Origin of the sequence: Amnibacterium endophyticum, assembly GCF_042680685.1 — a bacterium.
GTDB classification, from domain to species: domain Bacteria; phylum Actinomycetota; class Actinomycetes; order Actinomycetales; family Microbacteriaceae; genus Amnibacterium; species Amnibacterium endophyticum.
In genome coordinates this window covers 54191-72733 of the sequence record NZ_JBHUEA010000012.1, presented here as the reverse complement: position 1 = coordinate 72733, position 18543 = coordinate 54191, and the positions used below count along the sequence as shown (strand labels likewise).

At 75.4% G+C, this 18543-nt stretch carries 16 protein-coding genes and 1 pseudogene; 8 read left to right on the top strand and 9 right to left on the bottom strand.

Features of this window, described 5'->3' with window-relative positions; all coding sequences use genetic code 11:
- Positions 1–13 precede the first annotated feature (13 nt).
- Complete coding sequence (locus ACFSBI_RS09195; protein ID WP_377934217.1) at positions 14–628, bottom strand: HAD family hydrolase; 615 nt, start codon at positions 626–628, stop codon at positions 14–16.
- A gap of 61 nt (positions 629–689) precedes the next feature.
- Between ACFSBI_RS09195 and ACFSBI_RS09190 the strand changes: the two genes are divergently transcribed.
- The 6 genes from ACFSBI_RS09190 (at position 690) to ACFSBI_RS09165 (ending at position 7031) form a co-directional block, all read left to right on the top strand.
- The gene (locus ACFSBI_RS09190) at positions 690–1541 is read left to right on the top strand and encodes an ADP-dependent NAD(P)H-hydrate dehydratase (protein ID WP_377934215.1); all 852 of its coding nucleotides are present in this window, start codon (positions 690–692) and stop codon (positions 1539–1541) included.
- 84 nt (positions 1542–1625) lie between these two features.
- On the top strand, positions 1626–2039 hold the full coding sequence (locus tag ACFSBI_RS09185; RefSeq protein ID WP_377934213.1) for an FMN-binding protein: 414 nt from the start codon (positions 1626–1628) through the stop codon (positions 2037–2039).
- 4 nt (positions 2040–2043) lie between these two features.
- A complete protein-coding gene (locus tag ACFSBI_RS09180) occupies positions 2044–2922 on the top strand; it encodes an FAD:protein FMN transferase (RefSeq protein WP_377934211.1) in 879 nt (292 codons plus the stop codon).
- Positions 2919–4475, top strand: a complete 1557-nt coding sequence (locus tag ACFSBI_RS09175) for an FAD-dependent oxidoreductase (RefSeq protein WP_377934209.1) — start codon at positions 2919–2921, stop codon at positions 4473–4475. Before ACFSBI_RS09180 ends, ACFSBI_RS09175 begins: the two co-directional genes overlap by 4 nt.
- 32 nt (positions 4476–4507) lie before the next feature.
- Positions 4508–5752, top strand: coding sequence for a glycosyltransferase 87 family protein (locus ACFSBI_RS09170; RefSeq protein WP_377934208.1), 1245 nt, complete (start codon positions 4508–4510; stop codon positions 5750–5752).
- A gap of 10 nt (positions 5753–5762) precedes the next feature.
- A complete protein-coding gene (locus tag ACFSBI_RS09165) occupies positions 5763–7031 on the top strand; it encodes an MFS transporter (protein WP_377934206.1) in 1269 nt (422 codons plus the stop codon).
- Between the two features lie 414 nt (positions 7032–7445).
- Here ACFSBI_RS09165 and ACFSBI_RS09160 read toward each other — a convergent pair whose 3' ends face one another.
- From ACFSBI_RS09160 to ACFSBI_RS09135, 6 genes and pseudogenes are all read right to left on the bottom strand, one after another.
- The gene (locus ACFSBI_RS09160) at positions 7446–8069 is read right to left on the bottom strand and encodes a response regulator (protein WP_377934271.1); all 624 of its coding nucleotides are present in this window, start codon (positions 8067–8069) and stop codon (positions 7446–7448) included.
- Positions 8070–8148: 79 nt separating this feature from the next.
- Positions 8149–9459: a hypothetical protein gene (locus tag ACFSBI_RS09155; protein ID WP_377934204.1), complete on the bottom strand. Its 1311-nt coding sequence runs from the start codon at positions 9457–9459 to the stop codon at positions 8149–8151.
- Entirely contained in the window at positions 9456–10655 is a 1200-nt protein-coding gene (locus tag ACFSBI_RS09150; protein WP_377934202.1) for a sensor histidine kinase, read from the bottom strand. Before ACFSBI_RS09150 ends, ACFSBI_RS09155 begins: the two co-directional genes overlap by 4 nt.
- Positions 10656–10839: 184 nt before the next feature.
- Complete coding sequence (locus ACFSBI_RS09145; RefSeq protein ID WP_377934200.1) at positions 10840–11505, bottom strand: response regulator; 666 nt, start codon at positions 11503–11505, stop codon at positions 10840–10842.
- Positions 11506–11561: 56 nt separating this feature from the next.
- Positions 11562–12767 carry a homoserine O-acetyltransferase MetX gene (gene metX / locus ACFSBI_RS09140; RefSeq protein WP_377934198.1) on the bottom strand — a complete coding sequence of 402 codons (1206 nt, stop codon included), beginning with the start codon at positions 12765–12767 and terminating at the stop codon, positions 11562–11564.
- A 67-nt stretch (positions 12768–12834) separates the two neighbouring features.
- A pseudogene (locus tag ACFSBI_RS09135) lies at positions 12835–14058 on the bottom strand (bifunctional o-acetylhomoserine/o-acetylserine sulfhydrylase); the annotation flags it as partial.
- 89 nt (positions 14059–14147) lie between these two features.
- On the opposite strand from ACFSBI_RS09135, the gene ACFSBI_RS09130 reads away from it, so the two are divergent.
- Positions 14148–14921 carry an SDR family oxidoreductase gene (locus ACFSBI_RS09130; protein ID WP_377934196.1) on the top strand — a complete coding sequence of 258 codons (774 nt, stop codon included), beginning with the start codon at positions 14148–14150 and terminating at the stop codon, positions 14919–14921.
- A 41-nt stretch (positions 14922–14962) separates the two neighbouring features.
- Here the strand turns inward: ACFSBI_RS09130 and ACFSBI_RS09125 are convergent, their stop codons facing one another.
- Positions 14963–15301 (bottom strand): DUF2568 domain-containing protein, encoded by a 339-nt coding sequence (locus ACFSBI_RS09125; protein ID WP_377934194.1) that lies wholly within the window; start codon positions 15299–15301, stop codon positions 14963–14965.
- Positions 15302–15333: 32 nt separating this feature from the next.
- On the opposite strand from ACFSBI_RS09125, the gene ACFSBI_RS09120 reads away from it, so the two are divergent.
- The gene (locus ACFSBI_RS09120) at positions 15334–15795 is read left to right on the top strand and encodes a GNAT family N-acetyltransferase (RefSeq protein ID WP_377934193.1); all 462 of its coding nucleotides are present in this window, start codon (positions 15334–15336) and stop codon (positions 15793–15795) included.
- Between the two features lie 99 nt (positions 15796–15894).
- Here ACFSBI_RS09120 and ACFSBI_RS09115 read toward each other — a convergent pair whose 3' ends face one another.
- Positions 15895–18315 (bottom strand): phosphoketolase family protein, encoded by a 2421-nt coding sequence (locus ACFSBI_RS09115; RefSeq protein ID WP_377934191.1) that lies wholly within the window; start codon positions 18313–18315, stop codon positions 15895–15897.
- Positions 18316–18543: the final 228 nt, after the last annotated feature.

Sequence of the window (18543 nt, the reverse complement as noted above, 5' to 3'; positions counted from 1 at the left end):
ACGGCGGGGCGCGTCAGGCGAGGCGGAGCAGGAAGGCGCGCAGCTCGGCGGGGGAGCGGTAGGTGTGCCCGGTGATGCCGATCGACTCCGCGCCGCGGACGTTGACCTCGCGGTTGTCGATGAACACCAGGTCCTCCGGCGGCAGCCGCAGCGCCTCGGCGGCGTGGCGGTAGATCGCGGGGTCGGGCTTCAGCAGCAGCAGCTCGCCGCTGACGAAGACCCGCTCGAACAGCGCGCCGAGCGGTGAGAAGCGGAAGAGGCCGCCGTAGTCGGCGGCCGCGTTCGAGAGCAGCGCGAGCCGGGTGCCGCCGTCGGCGAGCTCCTGGACGATCGCCACGACCTCCGGGTCCGCGGTCGTCCAGCCGCGGATGTCGAGCGTCCAGAGCCGCTGCGCCGTCGGCAGGTCCCACTCGCGGCCGCACGCGCGCCCGATGCCCTGCCAGTACGCCGTCGTCGAGATCAGGCCCTGGTCGAGGCGGTCCCGGTCCGCGTGGTACGCCGCCCAGAAGTCCGAGGCGGGCACGCCCGCGGCCTCGACCATCGCGCGCCGGTCGGCCTCCGACGGGGTGAACGAGATCACCTCGCCGAAGTCGAACACGACGGCGCGGCCCGGCAGGGTGATGCTCACGGCGTCCACGCTACTTGCGCCGTCCACGCTGCTCGCGGGGGACCGCTGCGACGATGGGCGGGTGACGGACGGGTTCGGGCTCGCGGAGGCGGCGCGGTGGATCGCGGTGCCGGCCGCGGGCGACGACAAGTACTCGCGCGGCGTGCTCGGCGTCGTGACGGGGTCGACGCGGTTCCCCGGCGCGGCGGTGCTCGGCACGGAGGGGGCCGCCCGGACGGGCGTCGGCATGATCCGCTACCTCGGCCCGGACCGCGCCGCGGACCTCGTGCTCCGGCGGCGCCCGGAGGTCGTGACCGCGGACGGCCGGGTGCAGGCGTGGCTGATGGGGTCCGGCATGCCGCCGGAGCGCAGCGACGCGGAGCGGGACGACCTGGTCGCCCGCCTGCGGCAGGGGCTGCCGACCGTGCTCGACGCCGGCGTGCTCGACCTGCTGCCCGAGGCGACCGGGCCCTCGGTCGTCGTCCCGCACTTCGGCGAGCTCGTCGCCGTGCTGCGGACCGCGGGCGTCGACGCGGACAAGGGGGCGATCGCCGCGGAGCCGGAGCGCTGGGCGGTGCGCGCCGCCGCAGAGACCGGCACGACCGTGCTGCTGAAGGGCGCGACGACCTATGTGGCCGACCCGTCGGGGCTGCGCCACCGGGTGCAGGCCGGGCCCGCGTGGCTCGCGACCGCCGGCTCCGGCGACGTGCTGGGCGGGGTGCTCGGCGCGCTGCTGGCGACGCACGCCGACGCGATCGACGACGACCCGGGGGTCGTCGCGGACCTCGCCGCCGCGGCCGCCGCGCTGCACGGCGAGGCCGGGCGCACCGCGGCGGTCGGCTGCCCCGGGCCCGGCAGCGGCGCGCCCATCGCGGCCCTCGACATCGCGGAGGCGCTGCCGGCGGTGATCCGGCGCCTGCTGGCGGGCGCATAGGCGCTGCTTGGCCGGCCCATGGCCTTTCCGTCGGCGGTGCTCGCTACCGTCGGAGGTCCGTTGCCCCGACGAGGAGCCCGCACCGTGCCCGATCGAACCCGCGCCGCCGTCCGTGCGGTCTCGTCCGCCGCGCTCGCGGCCGCCGCGCTCGGCGCCCTTGCAGCCTGCTCGTCGGGCTCGCCGGCGGCCGGTGCGACGTCCGCGCCCGACGCCACCGGCACGTGGACGGAGACGGGGGACTACCAGACGCCCGGCGGCCAGGAGTCGGTGACGGTCGAGCTGACCGCGAAGGACGGCACGGTGACCGCCGTCACCGTGACCGGCTCCGGCGGCTCCCCGAACTCGCAGCGCTACCAGGCGCAGTTCATCTCGGGCATCGACCAGGCGGTCGTCGGCAAGCCGCTCGCGACGCTCGAGGTCGGCGCGGTCTCCGGGTCGTCGCTGACCGGTCGCGGCTTCAACGCGGCGGTCGACAAGATCCGCGCGGACGCCGCGTAGCGCCGTGCCCGTCGTCCTCGCCGGCGAGCGCATCGCCTTCGACGCGATCGGCACCACGTGGCACCTCACGACGGACCGGCCGATCGAGCCGCCCACGCGGGCGCGGATCGACGCGCTCGTCGCGCGCTACGACCGCACCTGGTCGCGCTTCCGGCCGGACAGCGCCGTGAACGCCCTCGCCGCGACCGGGGGGCCCGTCGACCTCGGCGACGAGGCGGCGCCGCTGCTCGGCCTGCTGGCGCAGCTGCGCGACGCGACCGATGGCGCGATGGATCCGCTCGTGGCCGCCTCGCTCGAACACCTCGGCTACGACGCCGACGTCCGGCTGCACCCGCTACCGGGTCATCGGCCCGCGCCGTCGTCGACGGTGGAGGTCGCCGGGTCCTCGGTGCGGGCGACCCCGCCGGCGCTGCTCGACGTCGGCAGCGCCGGGAAGGGACAGCTCGCCGACCTCGTCGCCCGCGAGCTCGTGGCGGCCGGTCACGACCGGCACGTGGTCGACGGCAGCGGCGACCTCGTCGTGGCGGGCCCGCCGGTCCGGGTCGCGCTCGAGCACCCGTTCGACCCCGCCGCGGCCGTCGGCGTCGTCGAGGTGGCGGACGGCGCGATCGCCGGGTCGGCCGCCAACCGGCGCGCCTGGCAGACGCCGGACGGGCGGCGCCTGCACCACGTGCTGGACGCCCGGACGGGTGCGCCCGTCGAGTCGATCGCCGCGACGTGGGCGCTCGCCGACGACGCGATGACCGCCGACGCGCTCGCCACCGCGCTCTTCCTCGTCCCGCCCGACGCCCTGGAGGAGCGCTTCGACTTCCGCTGGGTGCGCATGCGCACGGACGGGCGCATCAGCGCGTCCGCGGGCATCCGCGGGGAGCTGTTCCGGTGAGCGCCACCGCGGTCGCCGGCGGCGGGGTCGCGCGGGCGGACGCCCGCCTGGGCGCGGTGCCGATGGTGCGGCTCGTGCTCGCGGCGCTCGCCGTCGTCGCGCTCGCCGCCCTGGTGGGGTCCGCGACCGGGCTCGTCCCCTTCCCGCTGCCGGGCATGCTCGCCGTGCTCGCCGTCGCGGTGGGCGTCACCTGGGGCACGGGGAGGATCGCGGCGGTGGTCGTCCGCTCGCCCGCGCACGACGAGTCGGCGCTCGTCACGGGCCTGCTGCTGTTCCTGATCCTGCCGCCCTCGCTCGAGCCGGGCGCGCTCGGGGCCGCGGCCCTCGTCGCGGCGGTCGCGACGGCCTCCAAGTACCTGATCCGCATCGGCGGCCGGCACGTGCTGAACCCGGCCGCCGCGGGGCTGCTGCTCGTCGGGCTCACCGGGCTGCCGGTCGGCGCCTGGTGGGTCGGGACCCCGGCGCTGCTGCCCGTGACCGCGATCGCCGCCGTCGTGATCGCCCGGCGGATGCGCCTGCTGGTGCCGGTCGGCGTGCTCGTCGTCGCGGGGACCGCGTGCATCGCCGCCGCCTCCGCCCTGGCCGGGTTCTACCCGGCGGAGGCGGCGCGGACCGCGCTGCTGTCCGGCCCGCTCGTGTTCCTGGCGGGCACGATGTTCACCGAGCCGGTGACGCTGCCGCCGCGCGCCGGGCAGCGGATCGCCGAGGCGCTGGTCGTCGCCGTGCTGCTCGCCCTGCCGTGGGCGGCGCCGATCCACGTCGGCACCCTGGCGCCGACGCCGGAGCTCGCGCTCGTCGTCGGGAACGTGCTCGCGGCCGTGCTCGCCCGGCCCGTCGCGGCGCGGCTGCGGCTCGCGGGCAGCCGCCGGCTCACGCCGACCGCCGTCGAGTACGCCTTCACGCCCGACCGGCCGCTCGGCCACCGGGCCGGCCAGTACCTCGAGCTGCACCTGCCGCACCGCGGCGCGGACCGGCGCGGCGTGCGGCGCAGCCTGACGATCGTCTCGCCGCCGGATCCGGAGGACGGCCGGGTCCGCGTCGCGGTGCGCACGCGGCCGCCGGGCAGCACGTTCAAGCGCGCGCTCGACGCGCTGCCGGTCGGGGCGGAGCTGCGGGCCGTGACCGTCACCGGCGGCTTCACGCTGCCCGACGACCGCGGCGCGCCCCTCGTGCTCGTCGCGAGCGGCATCGGCCTCACCCCGTTCGTCAGCCAGCTCGCGCACGGCGCGCGGCAGGTGGCGGGTGGCGCGCCCCCGCGGGACGTGCAGCTCGTCGTCCGCGTCCCCGCCGCCGACGAGGTCGCGTACCTGCCGGAGCTCGCCGCGACCGGCGTCCCCGTGCTGCTCGTCGCGCCCGACCCGGCGGCGCTGCCGCCGCTGCCGGAGGGCTGGCGGGCGGTCCGGGACGTGGCGGAGGCGCTCGACGCGGTGCCGGGTCTCGCGGGGCGCACGGCGCTGGTGTCCGGGTCGCCCCGCTTCGTGGCCGAGGCGCGAGCCCTGCTGCGGGCGGCGGGGGCTCGCCGGGTCCGCACCGACGCGTTCGCGGGCTACTGAGCGCCGCGCCCGCGGCCAGCTACCGTCGAGCCGTGCCGAACGGGGGGACGCCGGGCCGTGCGGGCGCCGTCGCGCTCGTCGCGGCATTCCTCGTGGTCCACGTCGGCCTCGCGCTCGTCAACGTGCTCGCGACCGCCTACAACCCGGCCGGCGACGTCACCGGGGTCTACCGCTTCTGGATCGACCACTGGCGGCAGACCGGCGTGCTCGTCGGCGTCGACACCGCCTGGGTCTACCCGATCGGTGCGCTGCCGCCGATGCTCGCCGCATCGGTGCTCGGCGACGGCGCCTACCTCTGGACCTGGCTCGGCATCGTGACCGTGCTCGACGCGGCCGCCCTGTGGCTGCTGGCGAGGCGGAGACGCTCGCTCGCCTGGTGGTGGCTCGGCTCCACCGCCCTGCTCGGCCCCGTCGCGCTGTCCCGGATCGACGCGATCGCGCTGCCGATCGCGATCGCCGGCGTGCTGCTCGTCGCGACGCGCCCCTGGCTCGCCTCGCTGCTCTTCACGCTGGCCGCGTGGGTCAAGGTCTGGCCCGCCGCCCTCGTCGCGGCGATGCTCCTCGCGCTCAAGCGCGTCTCCGGGGCGGTGACCGCCGCGGCGCTCGCCTCGGCGGGGATCATCGGGCTCACCGTCCTCGCCGGCGGAGGCGGGGCGGTCTTCTCCTTCCTCACCGCGCAGGCGGACCGGGGGCTGCAGGTCGAGGCGCCGGTGGCGATCCCGTGGCTCTGGTCGGCGGCGCTCGGCGACCCGGGCGTGCAGGTCTACTACGACACGACGATCCTCACCTACCAGCTGCGCGGGGCGGGCGTCGCCGCCGTGGCGGGCGCGATGAACCCGGTCCTGCTCGTCGGGGTCGCCGCGGTCGTCGCGCTGGCGCTCGTCGCCCGCGCGCGCGGCGCGGCGCCGCTGCCGCTCGTCGCCGTGACCGGGCTCGCGCTCGTCTCCGCCGTGATCGCGCTGAACAAGGTCGGCTCCCCGCAGTACCTCACCTGGTACGTCGCGCCGATCCTGCTCGGGCTGCTGGTCGACGCGCGCCGCTTCCGCGGAGTCTCGATCGCGGTGCTCGTCGCCGCCGGGCTCACCCAGCTGGTCTACCCCTGGTGGTACGCGGGCGTCGTGGTGCCGGAGCCGGCCGCGATCGCGGTGCTGACCCTGCGGAACGCGATCGAGGTGGGGCTGCTCGGGTGGGCGCTGGTCGCCCTCGCCTCGCTGCGGGCTCCCGCGGAGCCCGGGGCGGACGCACGACCCGCCTCGCCGTCGGTCGCCGCGCGGTAGCCTGACCGCGATGGGTCCCGACGTCCGCGGCCGGGACGTCCCGGCGCACTCCGCCGCCCGCATCCGCGTCGCCCTGCTGGCCCTCGCCGTCGGCGGCTTCGCGATCGGCTCCACCGAGTTCGTGGCGATGGGCGTGCTGCCCGAGATCGCCCGCGACCTGCTGCCCGCCGCGTGGGCCCGCTCGCACGAGGACGCGGTCGCGCAGGCCGGCGTGCTCGTCTCCGCCTACGCGGCCGGGGTGGTCGTGGGCGCGCCGCTGATCGCGGCGATCGGCGCGCGGATGCCGCGCAAGCGCCTGCTGCTCGGGCTGCTCGTCGCCTTCGTGGCGGCGACGGTGCTCACGGCCGTGCTGCCCACGTTCGGCCTCGTGGTCGCCGCACGGTTCGTGGCGGGGCTGCCGCACGGCGCGTACTTCGGCATCGCCGCGCTCGCCGCCGCCGAGCTGCTCGGACCGGGCCAGCGCGGCAAGGCGGCCGCGGCGGTGCTCGGCGGCCTGACGGTCGCGAACGTGGTCGGCGTCCCGGCGATCACGGCGATCGGGCAGACCGCCGGGTGGCGGGTCGCCTACCTGGTCGTCGCCGCGGCCTTCGCCGTCACGTTCGTCGCCGTCCGGCAGGCGGTGCCGGCCTCGCCCGGCGATCCGACCGCGTCCGTGCGCAGCGAGCTCGCGGCCTTCACCCGGCCGCAGGTCTGGCTCGCCGTCGGGCTCGGGGCGATCGGCTTCGGGGGCCTGTTCTCCGCGTACACGTACATCGCGCCGATCACGACCGGGGTCACGGGGCTGGCCGCGGGGGCCGTGCCGATCGTCCTCGTCGTGTTCGGCGTCGGCATGGTGATCGGCAACTTCGCGGGCGGCCCGTTCGCCGACCGCGGCACCCGGCGCGCGGTGCTGGTCGGGATGGTCGCCGTCGCCGTGTCGCTCGGCGTGCTCCTCGCCGCGGGCGCCACCCCGGCGGGGCTCTTCATCGGGGTGCTGATGGTCGGCGTCTCGGCCGCCGCGCTCGGCCCCGCGATCCAGCTGCGGCTGATGGACGTCGCGCGCGGCTCGACCACGATCGCCGCGGCGAGCACGCACTCCGCGCTGAACATCGGCAACTCGCTCGGCGCCGCCGTCGGCGGCGCGGCGATCGCGGCGGGCTGGGGGCTGCTCGCCCCGATCGAGGTCGGCATCGCGATGACGCTCGCGGGGCTCGTGATCGCGGTCGTCGCCTTCACGGCGGAACGGCGCGGCGACCTCCGCGCCGCCGCGCTGCCGGACCCCTCCGGCGCGAACGCCTGACCCGCAACGCGCCGCGGCTCGCTTCGGCACGCTCCGGGTCTCGGATTTGCCTCGAATCGCGACTCGCTCCGGCGCGCCATGACAAATCGAGGCTAGTCCGCGTCACCGGCGACGCGGACTTGCCTCGTGTTGCGGATCGCTCCGGCGCGTCGCAGCAACGAGTGGCAAGCGCGCGTCGAGACGGATCGGCACACGGCACCGGTGCCGATCCAGCCGGAGCGGCCGACCCCGGCACGGACCGGCCGAGAAGCGTGACCGACTGAGCCAGCAGGAGGGGGCCCTCCCTGCTCGCGGCTCGCTTCGGCACGCATCCAGGGCTGAGACGCGTGACGAACCGGGACACCGCCGGCGCGCCCCGGGGACGACGAAGGGCCGGCTTCCGAGCGGGAGCCGGCCCTTCGTCTCGACCCGGGGTCAGTCGGTCTGCAGCAGGATGCCGTCCTGGATCGCGCGCTTGCGCAGCGCGACCTTCGTGCCCACGTCGAAGCCCGCGACGCGGTACTTCTCGCGGATGCGCTTCAGGTACGACTTCGCGGTCTCCTCGGAGATGCCGAGGGAGTACGCGACGGTCTTCACCGGCTCGCCGCCGCCGTACAGCGCCATGACGCGGCGCTCCTGCGCGGACAGCTTCGGCGAGCCGCCGACGTCGCCCTGGCGCAGCGCCAGGTCGAGCTCGGCGGAGATGTAGGACTCGCCGCGCGACGCCGCACGGATCGCCTTGACGATCATCGAGATGTCCTCGCTCTTCGGCACGTAGCCGAGCGCGCCGGCGGCGAGCGCCTCGCGGACGATCTGCGGCTCGGCGTAGCTGGACATCAGCACCGTCGCGACGCCCGTCATCTTCAGCTGGCTGAGGCGCAGCGAGACGGGGGAGTTGTCCTTCAGGTCGACGTCCATCAGCACGACGTCGACGGGGAAGCGCGGGTGCGTCAGCAGCTCGGTGAACGTGGTCACGGCGGCGACGAGCTCGATGTCGTCGGCCGTGTCGCGGATCCACTGGCTGAGACCGCCCAGCAGCATGCGGTGGTCGTCGACCATCGCGAGTCGGATGGTGCCGGTGTCGTTCCTCACGCGGTGCTCCAATGTCAGAGGTGGGGGATGATGGAAGAGGTGCGCGTCAGCGCTCGGCGGGACGGTCGACGACGCAGTCGATCTCGACGCAGAGGCTGCCCGCCCGCTGCGAATCCGTGTGCCGCCCGACTTTGCGCATAGCGTCCCACGTGGCCGGGTCCACCCGGCTCCGCGCCACGCCGGTGGTCTGGACCACGATCGGCACGTGCATGGTGCGGCTGCGGCCCTCGCCGGCGACGGCCGGGCCGACCGTGATCTCGACGGAGACCCGGGCCGCGCTGCGGCGGGACCGCTCCGGCGAGTCGCCGAGCATCAGCCAGACCGCCTGCAGCAGGCCGTCCCGCTGCTTCGGGTCGAGCAGGCCCGCCAGGGACTCGGCGTCGGACAGCGTGACGGTGCGGCCGAGCAGCTCGGACTCGCTGATCGCGTGGTAGAGCCACGTCTGCCGGCGGCCCTCGATCAGGTGCAGGCGCAGCTCGGTCGCGAGCTCGGCGGCGGCCTGCGCGGCCGCGGGGTTCAGGGGCAGCCGGGTGCGACCGGTCGAGACGGCGTCGAGCAGCTGCTCGGCGGCGAGGTCGAGGCGCGCCAGCTCCTCCGACGCGAGCATGCCGACCGAGAAGCGCGGCGCGGAGACCGTGGAGGCGACGAGCACCCGCTCCAGCTCGTTCGAGACGATCCGGCGGAAGACGTGCACGATCCAGGCCGCGACGACCGCCGGCAGCACGGCCCGCGCGATCATCGCGGCCGCGTCGGTCCAGCCGTCGCCGTCGAGCGGCACCTGGACCGCGGAGACCACGACGAGGGCGGCGAGGCCGGCGCCGAGCAGCCCGGCGGCGATCGTGATGCTGCGGCCGGAGCGCACCCCGACCATGGCGAGCAGCACGAAGCCGGCCGCCGGCGCGGCGGTGAGCGTCCCGCCGAGGTCGTGCGCGTCCCAGACCGCGGCGGCGTCCAGCACCACCACGACCCCGAGGCCGGCGAAGATCCCGATGGAGACGAGGGAGTCGAGCACGTCGCCCGCGGTGCGCGCGGCGACGGCGAGGACGACCAGCAGGCCGGCGAGCAGCAGCCAGGCCGCGGCGGCGAAGCCGGGTGCGCTGTAGTCGCGCCACTGGACGGCGAAGTGCGTGACATCGAAGGACAGCAGCAGCACCGCGACGACCGTGGCCGCGAACCCGAGGAAGCCGGTGCCGAGGCTGGTGCGGGAGGACCGCAGCCGCTCCGACGGCAGGTGCGGCATCCGCAGCGCCGGCAGGCGGCGGTGCGCGTCGGCCGGTCCGCGCTCGCGCAGGTCCCGGCGGTGCGGCGCGGGCGAGACGGGCTCGGCCTCGATGCCGGCGGCGTCGGTGATCGTCATCGGGGCATCTCCAGCACGACGGTGGTGCCCGATCCCTGCGCCGAGAAGACGCGGGCGGTGCCCCCGGCCTCCTCGAGCCGGCCCACGATGGACTCGCGGTAGCCGAGCTTGCCGGCGGGCACGGCGGCCGGCTCGAAGCCGACGCCGTTGTCGGTGACGAGGGCGCGGACCGTCGCGTCGTCGTCGGTGATCGTGACGTGCGCCTCGCTGACGCCGGAGTGGCGGCGCACGTTCTCGAGGCACTCGGTCAGCGCGAGCAGGAAGGCGTCCAGACGGTCGGGGCGCAGCGAGATCGTGCCGGCGCCGTGCCAGCTGACGTCGAGCCCCAGGCCCTCGAAGCGGGTGCGGACGGCCTCGAGCGAGTCGCTCTTCACGTTGGTGCCGCCCGCCTGCTCCTCCGCCCCGGCGCTGCCGACGGAGAGCGGGGAGGCGGAGAGCCGGAGCTGGCGCAGCAGGCGCGCGTCGTCGCCCGCCTGGCGGCGCAGCGCGGTGCGGCTGACGCCGACGCCGCTGTGCGCGAGCAGGGTCAAGGTCGCGAGCACGGTGTCGTGCAGCAGGCGCGCGCCCTGGCGGCGCTGCGCCTCGGTCTCGCTGGCCTGCCGCTCGCTGCGGTGCGCCCGGCCGATGGACGAGACGCGCCGTGCTGCGCGGAGCAGGCCGGCCGAAAGCACGGCGCCCGTGACGACGAGGCCGAACCAGCCGGCGAGGGCGGAGACCGCGACAAGGCGAAGGACGGCAGGGTCGGGGTCGCCGGCGTAGAGCGCGACGATCGTGATCATGGTGAGCGCGAAGGCGCCGAGCAGCAGGATCATCCGGCCGAGGCTCATGGTGAGCACCACGCCGACCGCCGCGATCGCCCCGGCCACGAGCAGCCGGACCGCGTCGACGGTGCCGCGGGCGTCGTCCGCCCGCACCCCGATCAGGCCGTCGAGCGCGCCGAGCGCGCCGAGCCGGACGACGACCGCGGCCGCGAGCCCCAGCAGGACGACGGCGATCGGCCAGCCGAGGGTCTTCGTCGCCCCGAGGCGCACGAGCGCGAGGGCGAGCAGCGCGTAGAGGGGGAGCGCCACCAGCAGCACGCCGGGTCGGCCGTCGCCGAGCACCAGCAGCACGAAGGACGTGCCGGTGCTCACGAGCCCGATCAGCCGGGCAGCGATGCCGAGCAGGCGGTCGCGCTGCTTCTGGATGCGTTCCATGACTCCGCTCGGGTTCCGTGAGGTGCGTTCCCGATGGCGGGACGTGCGGTCATGGAATCACGCACCCCGTGCAGGGGGAGGGCGCCACACCGTTGAACCTGAGGTTGAAGGTTGCGGGGTGCGATCCCGGGACGGCCCCGGTGCGTCGCCGGTGCGCTCGGACGAGCCGTCGCGGCGCTCCGCGCTACTCGGGCTGGATCCAGCCCTCGCGGATCGCGTGGCGGCGCAGCAGCAGCTTCGTGCCGAGGTCCACGCCCGCCAGCCGGTACTTGCGGCGCCCGCGCTTGATGTAGCTCTTCGCGGTCTGGTCGGTGGTCGCCATGTGCTCGGCGACCTCGTGGACGCTGCGGCCCTGCGCGTAGAGCTGCAGGGCGAGCAGCTCCTGCCGGCCGAGGTTCGGGTCGCTGCGGTTCGCCCACGAGTCGAGCGCGGCCTGCACGGTCGGGGAGCGGTGCGGCCGACCGGCTGCCGCCGCGTGGACCGCTGCGACCAGCTCGTCCGCCGAGTCGCTCTTCGCCACGAAGTCGACGGCGCCTGCCGCGAGCGCCGCCGTGATCACCGCGGGGTCGGGCGTCCGGCCGAGCGCGACGGCGGGCAGGCCGAGGCGTGTCAGCTCCTGCATCTTCGCCTCGAAGGGCAGACCGTCCTCGAGGCCGACCTCGACCACGACGACGTCGACCTGCTCGGTCAGGTCGTCGAGCGCGGGCCACCCGGTCAGGGCGGCCACGACCTCGATGCGGGCCCGGCCGGACGACAGGCGGGCGGCGAGCCCCTCCACCAGCAGCCGGTGCTCGTCGATGAGCGCCACTCGCACCCGCGGGCGCGTCGCCTGCAGCACGGATCCCGTCATCGGCTCCTCCGATTCTCAAGGAATCGTAAGGGGCTGGAACGGGCCGTCGTGCGCGTTCAGGCCTCGAGCAGGCGGACGAGCCGGCGGCCGACCGCGTCGCGCTCGATGAGGAACGCGTCGTGGCCGAAGTCGGAGGCGAGCACGACCGGCTCGTCGCCGTCGAGGGCGCCGGGCAGGCCGGCCGCCACGACCCGCTGCCCGGCGACCGGGTAGAGGCGGTCGCTGTCGATGCCGAGCACGAGCGCCGGCCCGGTGAACCGGGCGAGGGCGGCGTCGACGCCGCCCCGGTCGCGGCCGACGTCGTGTGAGCTCATGGCGTCCACCAGCCGGATGTAGCTGTTCGCGTCGAAGCGGCGGGTGAAGCGGTTGCCGTGGAAGTCGAGGTACGACTCGACGGCGAAGCGCCCGTGGTGCCCGAGCGGCGACACCTCCGACTGCCACGAGCGGCCGAAGCGGTCGTTCAGCTCGGACGGGCTCCGGTAGTTCAGGAGCGCCATCCGACGCGCGAGCGCGAGCCCGCGGTGCGGTCCGTCGCCGTCGGCGGCCCCGTAGTAGTCGCCGCCGCGGAAGCGCTGGTCCGCCCGCACCGCCTCCGTCTGCACCGAGTTCAGGGCGATCGAGTCGGCGGTCGAGCGGGCCGGGGCGGCGAGCACCGCGAGCCGGTCGACGCGCTCCGGCGCCGTCACCGCCCACTCGAGGGCGTGCATCCCGCCCATGGACCCGCCGATCACCGCCGCCCAGCGCTCGATGCCGATCGCGTCCGCGAACGCGAGCTGCGCCGCGACCTGGTCGCGGATCGTGAGGTAGGGGAAGCGCCCGCCCCACTCCTGGTGGTCGGGCCCCAGCGACGCCGGACCCGTCGTGCCGCCGCAACCGCCGAGCACGTTCGGCGCGACGACGTGGTAGCGGTCGGTGTCGAGGGCGAGGCCCGGTCCGACGACGCCGTCCCACCATCCGGCGGTCGGCTGCCCGGGCCCCGCGGGTCCGGTGAGGTGCGCGTCGCCGGTCAAGGCGTGCAGCACGAGCACCGCGTTGTCCCGCCGCGGGGACAGCGCGCCCCACGACTCCCAGGCGATCCGGACGCCCGGCAGCCGCGCGCCGGCCTCCGTGGTCATGGTGCCGATGCCGGTGAAGCGGCGCGCACCGGCGGGATCGCCGTCCCGCCAGGCGCCGCTCGCCGGCGGCTTGCCGACGAGCATGCGCGCCTCGGCGTCCGTCACGGGTCTCGCCGCGACGGTGTCCTCCGAGTCCTGCCAGTCCATGCCGCTCCCAGTATGGAGAAGCGGCCCGTCGCCCCGCCGAATGTGACGCCGTGCGCCCGCGCCGGCGACGTTGTCTGCCGCCCGTGACGCCGGTCGTCAGCTGCTGCTCGGGCGTGAGCTGCGAGTGGGTCGTCGAGGCGGGGTGGATGACGAGCGAGCGGACGTCGCCGATGTTCGCCAGGTGGCTGAAGAGGGACAGGCTCTCCACGAAGCGGCGGCCGGCCTCGACGCCGCCCTTCAGTTCGAACGAGACGACGGCGCCGACGCCCTTCGGGGCGTAGCGGTTCGCCGCGGCGTACCAGGGGCTGCCCGGCAGCCCCGCGTAGTTGACGGTCGCGACGTCCTCGTGGTCGTCGAGCCACTCCGCGATCGCCTGGGTGTTCTGCACGTGCCGCTCGATGCGCAGCGACAGCGTCTCGATGCCCTGGATCAGGCTGAACGCGGTGTCGGGGGAGACCGCCGCCCCGATGTCGCGCAGCAGCTGCACCCGCGCCTTGATGATGTAGGCGAGCCCGTCGCCGACCGCGGTCGTGTAGCTGGCGCCGTGGTACGAGGGGTCCGGCTCGGTGAGGCCGGGGAAGCGGTCGACGTGGCGGCTCCAGGGGAACCGGCCGCCGTCGACGATCGCGCCGGCGACCACCGTGCCGTGGCCGCCGAGGAACTTCGTCGCGGAGTGGACGACGACGTCCGCCCCGTGCTCGAGCGGGCGGATCAGGTAGGGCGTCGCGATCGTGTTGTCGACGATCAGCGGCACGCCCGCCTCGTGGGCGACCTCGGCGACCGCCTCGATGTCGAGAATGTTGATCTTCGGGTTGCCGATGGTCTCGGCGAAGAACAGCTTGGTGTTCGGGCGCACCGCGTCCCGCCAGGCGTCCGGGTCGTCCTGGTCGGTGACGAACGTCGTCTCGATCCCGAGCTTCGCCAGCGTGTACTTGAACAGGTTGTAGGTGCCGCCGTAGATGGAGCTCGACGACACGATGTGGTCGCCCGCCTGCGCGATGTTGAGCACGGCGAACGTCTCAGCGGCCTGCCCCGAGGCGAGCAGGAGCGCCGCCGTGCCGCCCTCGAGCGTCGCGATCCGCTCCTCCACCACCGCCTGGGTGGGGTTCTGGATGCGGTTGTAGATGTTGCCGAACTCCGCGAGCGCGAACAGGTTCCGCGCGTGGTCGGCGGAGTTGAACACGTACGACGTCGTCTTGTAGATCGGCGTCGCCCGCGCGTTCGTCACGGGGTCGGGCGCCGCGCCCGCGTGGATCTGCTCCGTCTCGAACCGCCAGCTCTGCTCGCTCATGTGCCGAACGGTACGAGCACCGCCCCCGCTGCGACAGGGGGTGCCGCAATCCGGGGTAACGCACGGCGGCGCGGCGCTTGGATTGGGGCATGACGAGGCGAGCGGTGGTCACCGGGGCGAGCACGGGCATCGGGGCGGCGACGGTGCGCCGGTTCCGGGACGAGGGCTGGGAGGTCGTCGCGGTCGCGCGGCGGCGGGAGCGGCTCGAGGCGCTCGCGGCGGAGTGCGGCTGCGAGCCCTTCGCCGCCGACCTCACCGATCCCGAGCAGGTCGCGGCGCTGGCGGAGCACGTCCGCTCGGGCGGGCCGCTGCACGTCCTCGTGAACGACGCGGGCGGCGCCCGGGGGCTCGCCTCGGTGGAGGACGGCGACCCGGAGGACTGGCGCTGGATGTTCGAGGCGAACGTGATCGCGACGCAGCGGGTCACCGCCGCCCTGCTGCCGTCGCTGCGCGACGGCGCCGAGGACGCGGGCAGCGGCGACATCGTCACCGTGACCTCCATCGCCGCCCGCACGCCGTACGTCGGCGGCGCCGGGTACAACGCGGCGAAGGCGGCGGAGGCGGCCCTCGTGCAGGTGCTGCGGCTCGAGCTGGCGGGCGAGCCGCTGCGCGTGATCGAGGTCGCGCCGGGGCTCGTGGCCACCGAGGAGTTCTCGCTGAACCGGTTCGGCGGCGACCGGGCGCGCGCCGACGCCGTCTACGCGGACGTCGAGCACCCGCTGACGGCGGAGGACGTCGCGGAGACGATCGTGCGCTCGGTGCTGCTGCCCCCGCACGTCGACCTCGACCTCGTCGTCGTGAAGCCGGTCGCCCAGGCGGCCGGCTCGACCACGGTGAAGGGGCCGCTGCGCGTCAAGCGCTGAGCGGCGGCACCGGGCGGTGTCCGCGGGGAGGACCGGCCCGGTCAGACCTCGCCGAGCCGCAGGCCGAGCGCCAGCCGGACGACCACCAGCGCCGCGAGCAGGGCGGCCCAGACCACCGCGCCCGCGACGGCGAGCGCCAGGACGGCGAGCGCGAAGAGGACGGTCTGCAGCAGCAGCCGCCCGCGGGCGCCCAGCCGGCGCGGCGCACGCGGAGCGACCCAGGCGGCCCACACCGCGATCACCGCGATCGGCAGCACCACGGCGGCGACGATGCGCACCGGGAGGGGCGCGGGCAGCAGCAGGCCGACGGCGACGGCCGCCGCGAGGAGGGCGAGCTCGAGCACGAGCGCGAGCACGGCGTTCACGGCGGTCAGGCGCATCCCGCCATCCTCCCGGACGGCAGGATGGCGCGGTGACGACGGTGCGGCTCGCGACCCCGGCGGACTCGGCCGCGCTCGTGCGGCTGCGGGCCGAGATGTTCGCCGCGATCGGGCAGGACGTCGGTGCGGAGGACGCCCCGTGGCGAGCCGCCGCACGGGCATGGTTCGAGGGCGCCGTCGACGGCGCCGCGCTCGTCGCCGTGGCCGAGGAGCCGGGCGCGGGCGTCGTCGCGTCCGCGATGGCCGTGCTGCTGCCGCGCGCGCCCTCCCCGGAGGACCCGTCCGCGTCCTCCGCGCACGTCTCGCAGGTGAGCACGCTGCCCGGGCACCGCCGCCGGGGACACGCGCGGGCCTGCCTGCGGCTGCTGCTGGACGAGCTGGAGCGACGCGGGGTGGTCCGCGCCGACCTGCACGCCACGGCCGAGGGCGACGCGCTGTACCGCGGGCTCGGCTTCACCGAGCCCGCCCACCCCGCGCTCCGCCGCCGGGTCTGACGCCCTCGCGCGGTCGCCGTGGCGCCGCGCCCGGTGCGCCGACCGCGCGACGCCGCAGGGACCGCGCGACGCGGCGGGACGACCGCGCGTCGCCGGCGGTCAGTGCCCGGGCCAGGTCCAGCCGCTGATCGCCGGGTCGTCCTCCCCGTGCTCCCGGGTGTAGGCGCGGGCCGCCAGCCGGGCGTCGGCGAAGCGCTGCCGCAGGGCCGCCTGCGACGAGCGGAGGAACGGCACCCGGTCGATCACGTCCATCGCGAGGGTGAACCGGTCCAGCCGGTTCAGCATCACCATGTCGAAGGGGGTCGTGGTGGTGCCCTCCTCGATGTAGCCGTGCACGTGGAACTGGGCGTGGTTCGACCGCTGGTAGGTGAGCCGGTGGACCAGCGTCGGATAGCCGTGGAAGGCGAACACCACGGGCTTGTCGGCGGTGAACAGCGCGTCGAACTCGGCGTCGTCGAGGCCGTGCGGGTGCTGCGCCGGGGACTCGAGCCGCATCAGGTCGACCACGTTGACGAGCCGCACCTTGAGGTCGGGCAGGTGCTGCCGCAGCAGGTCCGCCGCGGCGAGCGCCTCCATGGTGGGCACCTCCCCGGCGCAGCCGAGGACGACGTCCGGCTCGCCGTCGGTGGTCGACGCCCACTCCCAGATGCCGAGCCCGCGCGTGACGTGGGCGATCGCCTCGTCCATCGACAGGTAGTCCAGCTGCTGCTGCTTGCCCGCCACGATCACGTTGATGCTCTGGCGGCTGCGCAGCACGTGGTCCGCGACGGCCAGCAGGCTGTTCGCGTCCGGCGGCAGGTAGACGCGGGCGATCTCGGCCTTCTTGTTCACGACGTGATCCATGAACCCGGGGTCCTGGTGGCTCGACCCGTTGTGGTCCTGCCGCCAGACATGGCTCGTGATCAGGTAGTTCAGGCTCGCGATCTCGCGCCGCCAGGGGATCCGCTCGATGTCGTGCAGCCACTTCGCGTGCTGGTTCACCATCGAGTCGACGATGTGCGCGAACGCCTCGTACGAGCTCATCAGGCCGTGCCGGCCCGTCAGCAGGTAGCCCTCGAGCCAGCCCTGCAGCAGGTGCTCGCTCAGGACCTCCATGACGCGGCCGCCCGGCGCGAGGTGGTCGTCCGTGGCGACGACGGGCTGCTGCCAGGCCCGGTCGGTCTCCTCGAACACCGCCTGGAGGCGGTTCGAGGCCGTCTCGTCCGGCCCGAACAGGCGGAAGCGGTCCGGGTTCGCCCGCATCACGTCGCGGAGCCATTGCCCGAGCACCGTCGTCGCGGAGCTGGTCGTGGTGCCCGGCGAGGCGACCCGCACGCCGTGCTCGCGGAAGTCGGGCAGCTCGAGCGGGCGGAGCAGCAGGCCGCCGTTCGTGCGCGGGTTCGCGCCCATCCGCCGGTCGCCCTCGGGAGCGAGCGCCCGCAGCTCCGGCCGGAGCGCGCCCGCCTCGTCGAACAGCTCCTCCGCGCGGTAGGAGCGCAGCCACGCGTCGAGCTGCCGCAGGTGCTCCGGGTCGGTCCTCACCTCGGACAGCGGCACCTGGTGAGCCCGGAACGTGCCCTCGACCTGCTGCCCGTCGACCGTCCGGGGGCCGGTCCAGCCCTTGGGGCTGCGGAACACGATCATCGGCCACGCGGGCGGGCGCGGACCGCCGTCGGGCACGGCGCCGTCGAGGCGCGCCGTGGCGTCGACCGGGACGGCGGGCGGGTGCTCCCGTGCCTCGCGCCGGATCTCGTCCACGCGGTCGAGCACCCGGCCGAGCGCCGCGGCCAGATCGCGGTGCATCGTCGCGGGGTCGTCGCCGGCGACGACGACGGGCTCCCAGCCCCAGCCGCGGATCAGGGAGAGCAGCTGCTCCTCCGGGAGCCGGGCGAGCACGGCCGGGTTGGCGATCTTGTACCCGTTCAGGTGCAGGATCGGGACGACCGTCCCGTCCCGCACGGGGTCGAGGAACGCCGGCGCGTGCCAGCTCGTCGCGAGCGGCCCGGTCTCGGCCTCCCCGTCGCCGATCACGCAGAACGCGACCGCCTCCGGCGAGTCGAGCACCGCCCCCGTCGCGTGCATCAGGGAGTACCCGAGCTCGCCGCCCTCGTTGATGGACCCGGGCGTCTGCGGGGCCGCGTGGCTCGGGATCCCGCCCGGGAAGGAGAACTGCCGGAAGAGCCGCCGCAGGCCCTCGGCGTCCTGCCCGATGTGCGGGTAGACCTCGCTGTAGGTGCCCTCGAGATAGGTGTTCGCGACGACGGCGGGGCCGCCGTGACCGGGGCCGCAGACGTAGATCGCGTCGAGGTCGCGCAGCCGCACGGCGCGGCTGAGGTGGGCGTAGAGGAAGTTCTGCCCGGCCGTCGTGCCCCAGTGACCGAGCAGACGGGGCTTCACGTGCTCCGCCGAGAGCGGGACCTCCAGCAGCGGGTTGTCGAGCAGGTAGATCTGGCCGACGGAGAGGTAGTTCGCCGCGCGCCACCACCGGTCGAGCAGCTCGACCTCGTCGTCGGAGGGCGCGGAGAGGTTCGGCTCGCTCATCGGGCCCAGGGTCCGCTCCGACCCTGGACGGCCGCTCGACCGCAGCGCCACCGCCCACCGGGTGCGCGCCGCATCGACAGGGGTGCCGGCTCCGCGGCATCATCGGCCCACGAGGAGATGGCACCCTTGGTTCCCAGGGCAAGCCCGGTCCGATATGGTCTGCCTCGATCCATTCCAAAGGTCCCCCGGACGCGAGCGCCGCACCCGGTCCCTCCGTCCCAGGAAGCA

Bases quoted from the DNA above. Each gene is read 5' to 3' on its own strand.
- ACFSBI_RS09155 (WP_377934204.1), bottom strand. From the start codon at position 9,459: ATGACGATCACCGACGCCGCCGGCATCGAGGCCGAGCCCGTCTCGCCC.
- ACFSBI_RS09145 (WP_377934200.1), bottom strand. From the start codon at position 11,505: ATGACGGGATCCGTGCTGCAGGCGACGCGCCCGCGGGTGCGAGTGGCG.
- ACFSBI_RS09125 (WP_377934194.1), bottom strand. From the start codon at position 15,301: ATGCGCCTGACCGCCGTGAACGCCGTGCTCGCGCTCGTGCTCGAGCTC.
- ACFSBI_RS09130 (WP_377934196.1), top strand. From the start codon at position 14,148: ATGACGAGGCGAGCGGTGGTCACCGGGGCGAGCACGGGCATCGGGGCG.
- metX (WP_377934198.1), bottom strand. From the start codon at position 12,767: ATGGACTGGCAGGACTCGGAGGACACCGTCGCGGCGAGACCCGTGACG.
- ACFSBI_RS09150 (WP_377934202.1), bottom strand. From the start codon at position 10,655: ATGGAACGCATCCAGAAGCAGCGCGACCGCCTGCTCGGCATCGCTGCC.
- ACFSBI_RS09165 (WP_377934206.1), top strand. From the start codon at position 5,763: ATGGGTCCCGACGTCCGCGGCCGGGACGTCCCGGCGCACTCCGCCGCC.
- ACFSBI_RS09115 (WP_377934191.1), bottom strand. From the start codon at position 18,315: ATGAGCGAGCCGAACCTCTCCGCGCCCTCCGACGACGAGGTCGAGCTG.
- ACFSBI_RS09160 (WP_377934271.1), bottom strand. From the start codon at position 8,069: ATGGTCGACGACCACCGCATGCTGCTGGGCGGTCTCAGCCAGTGGATC.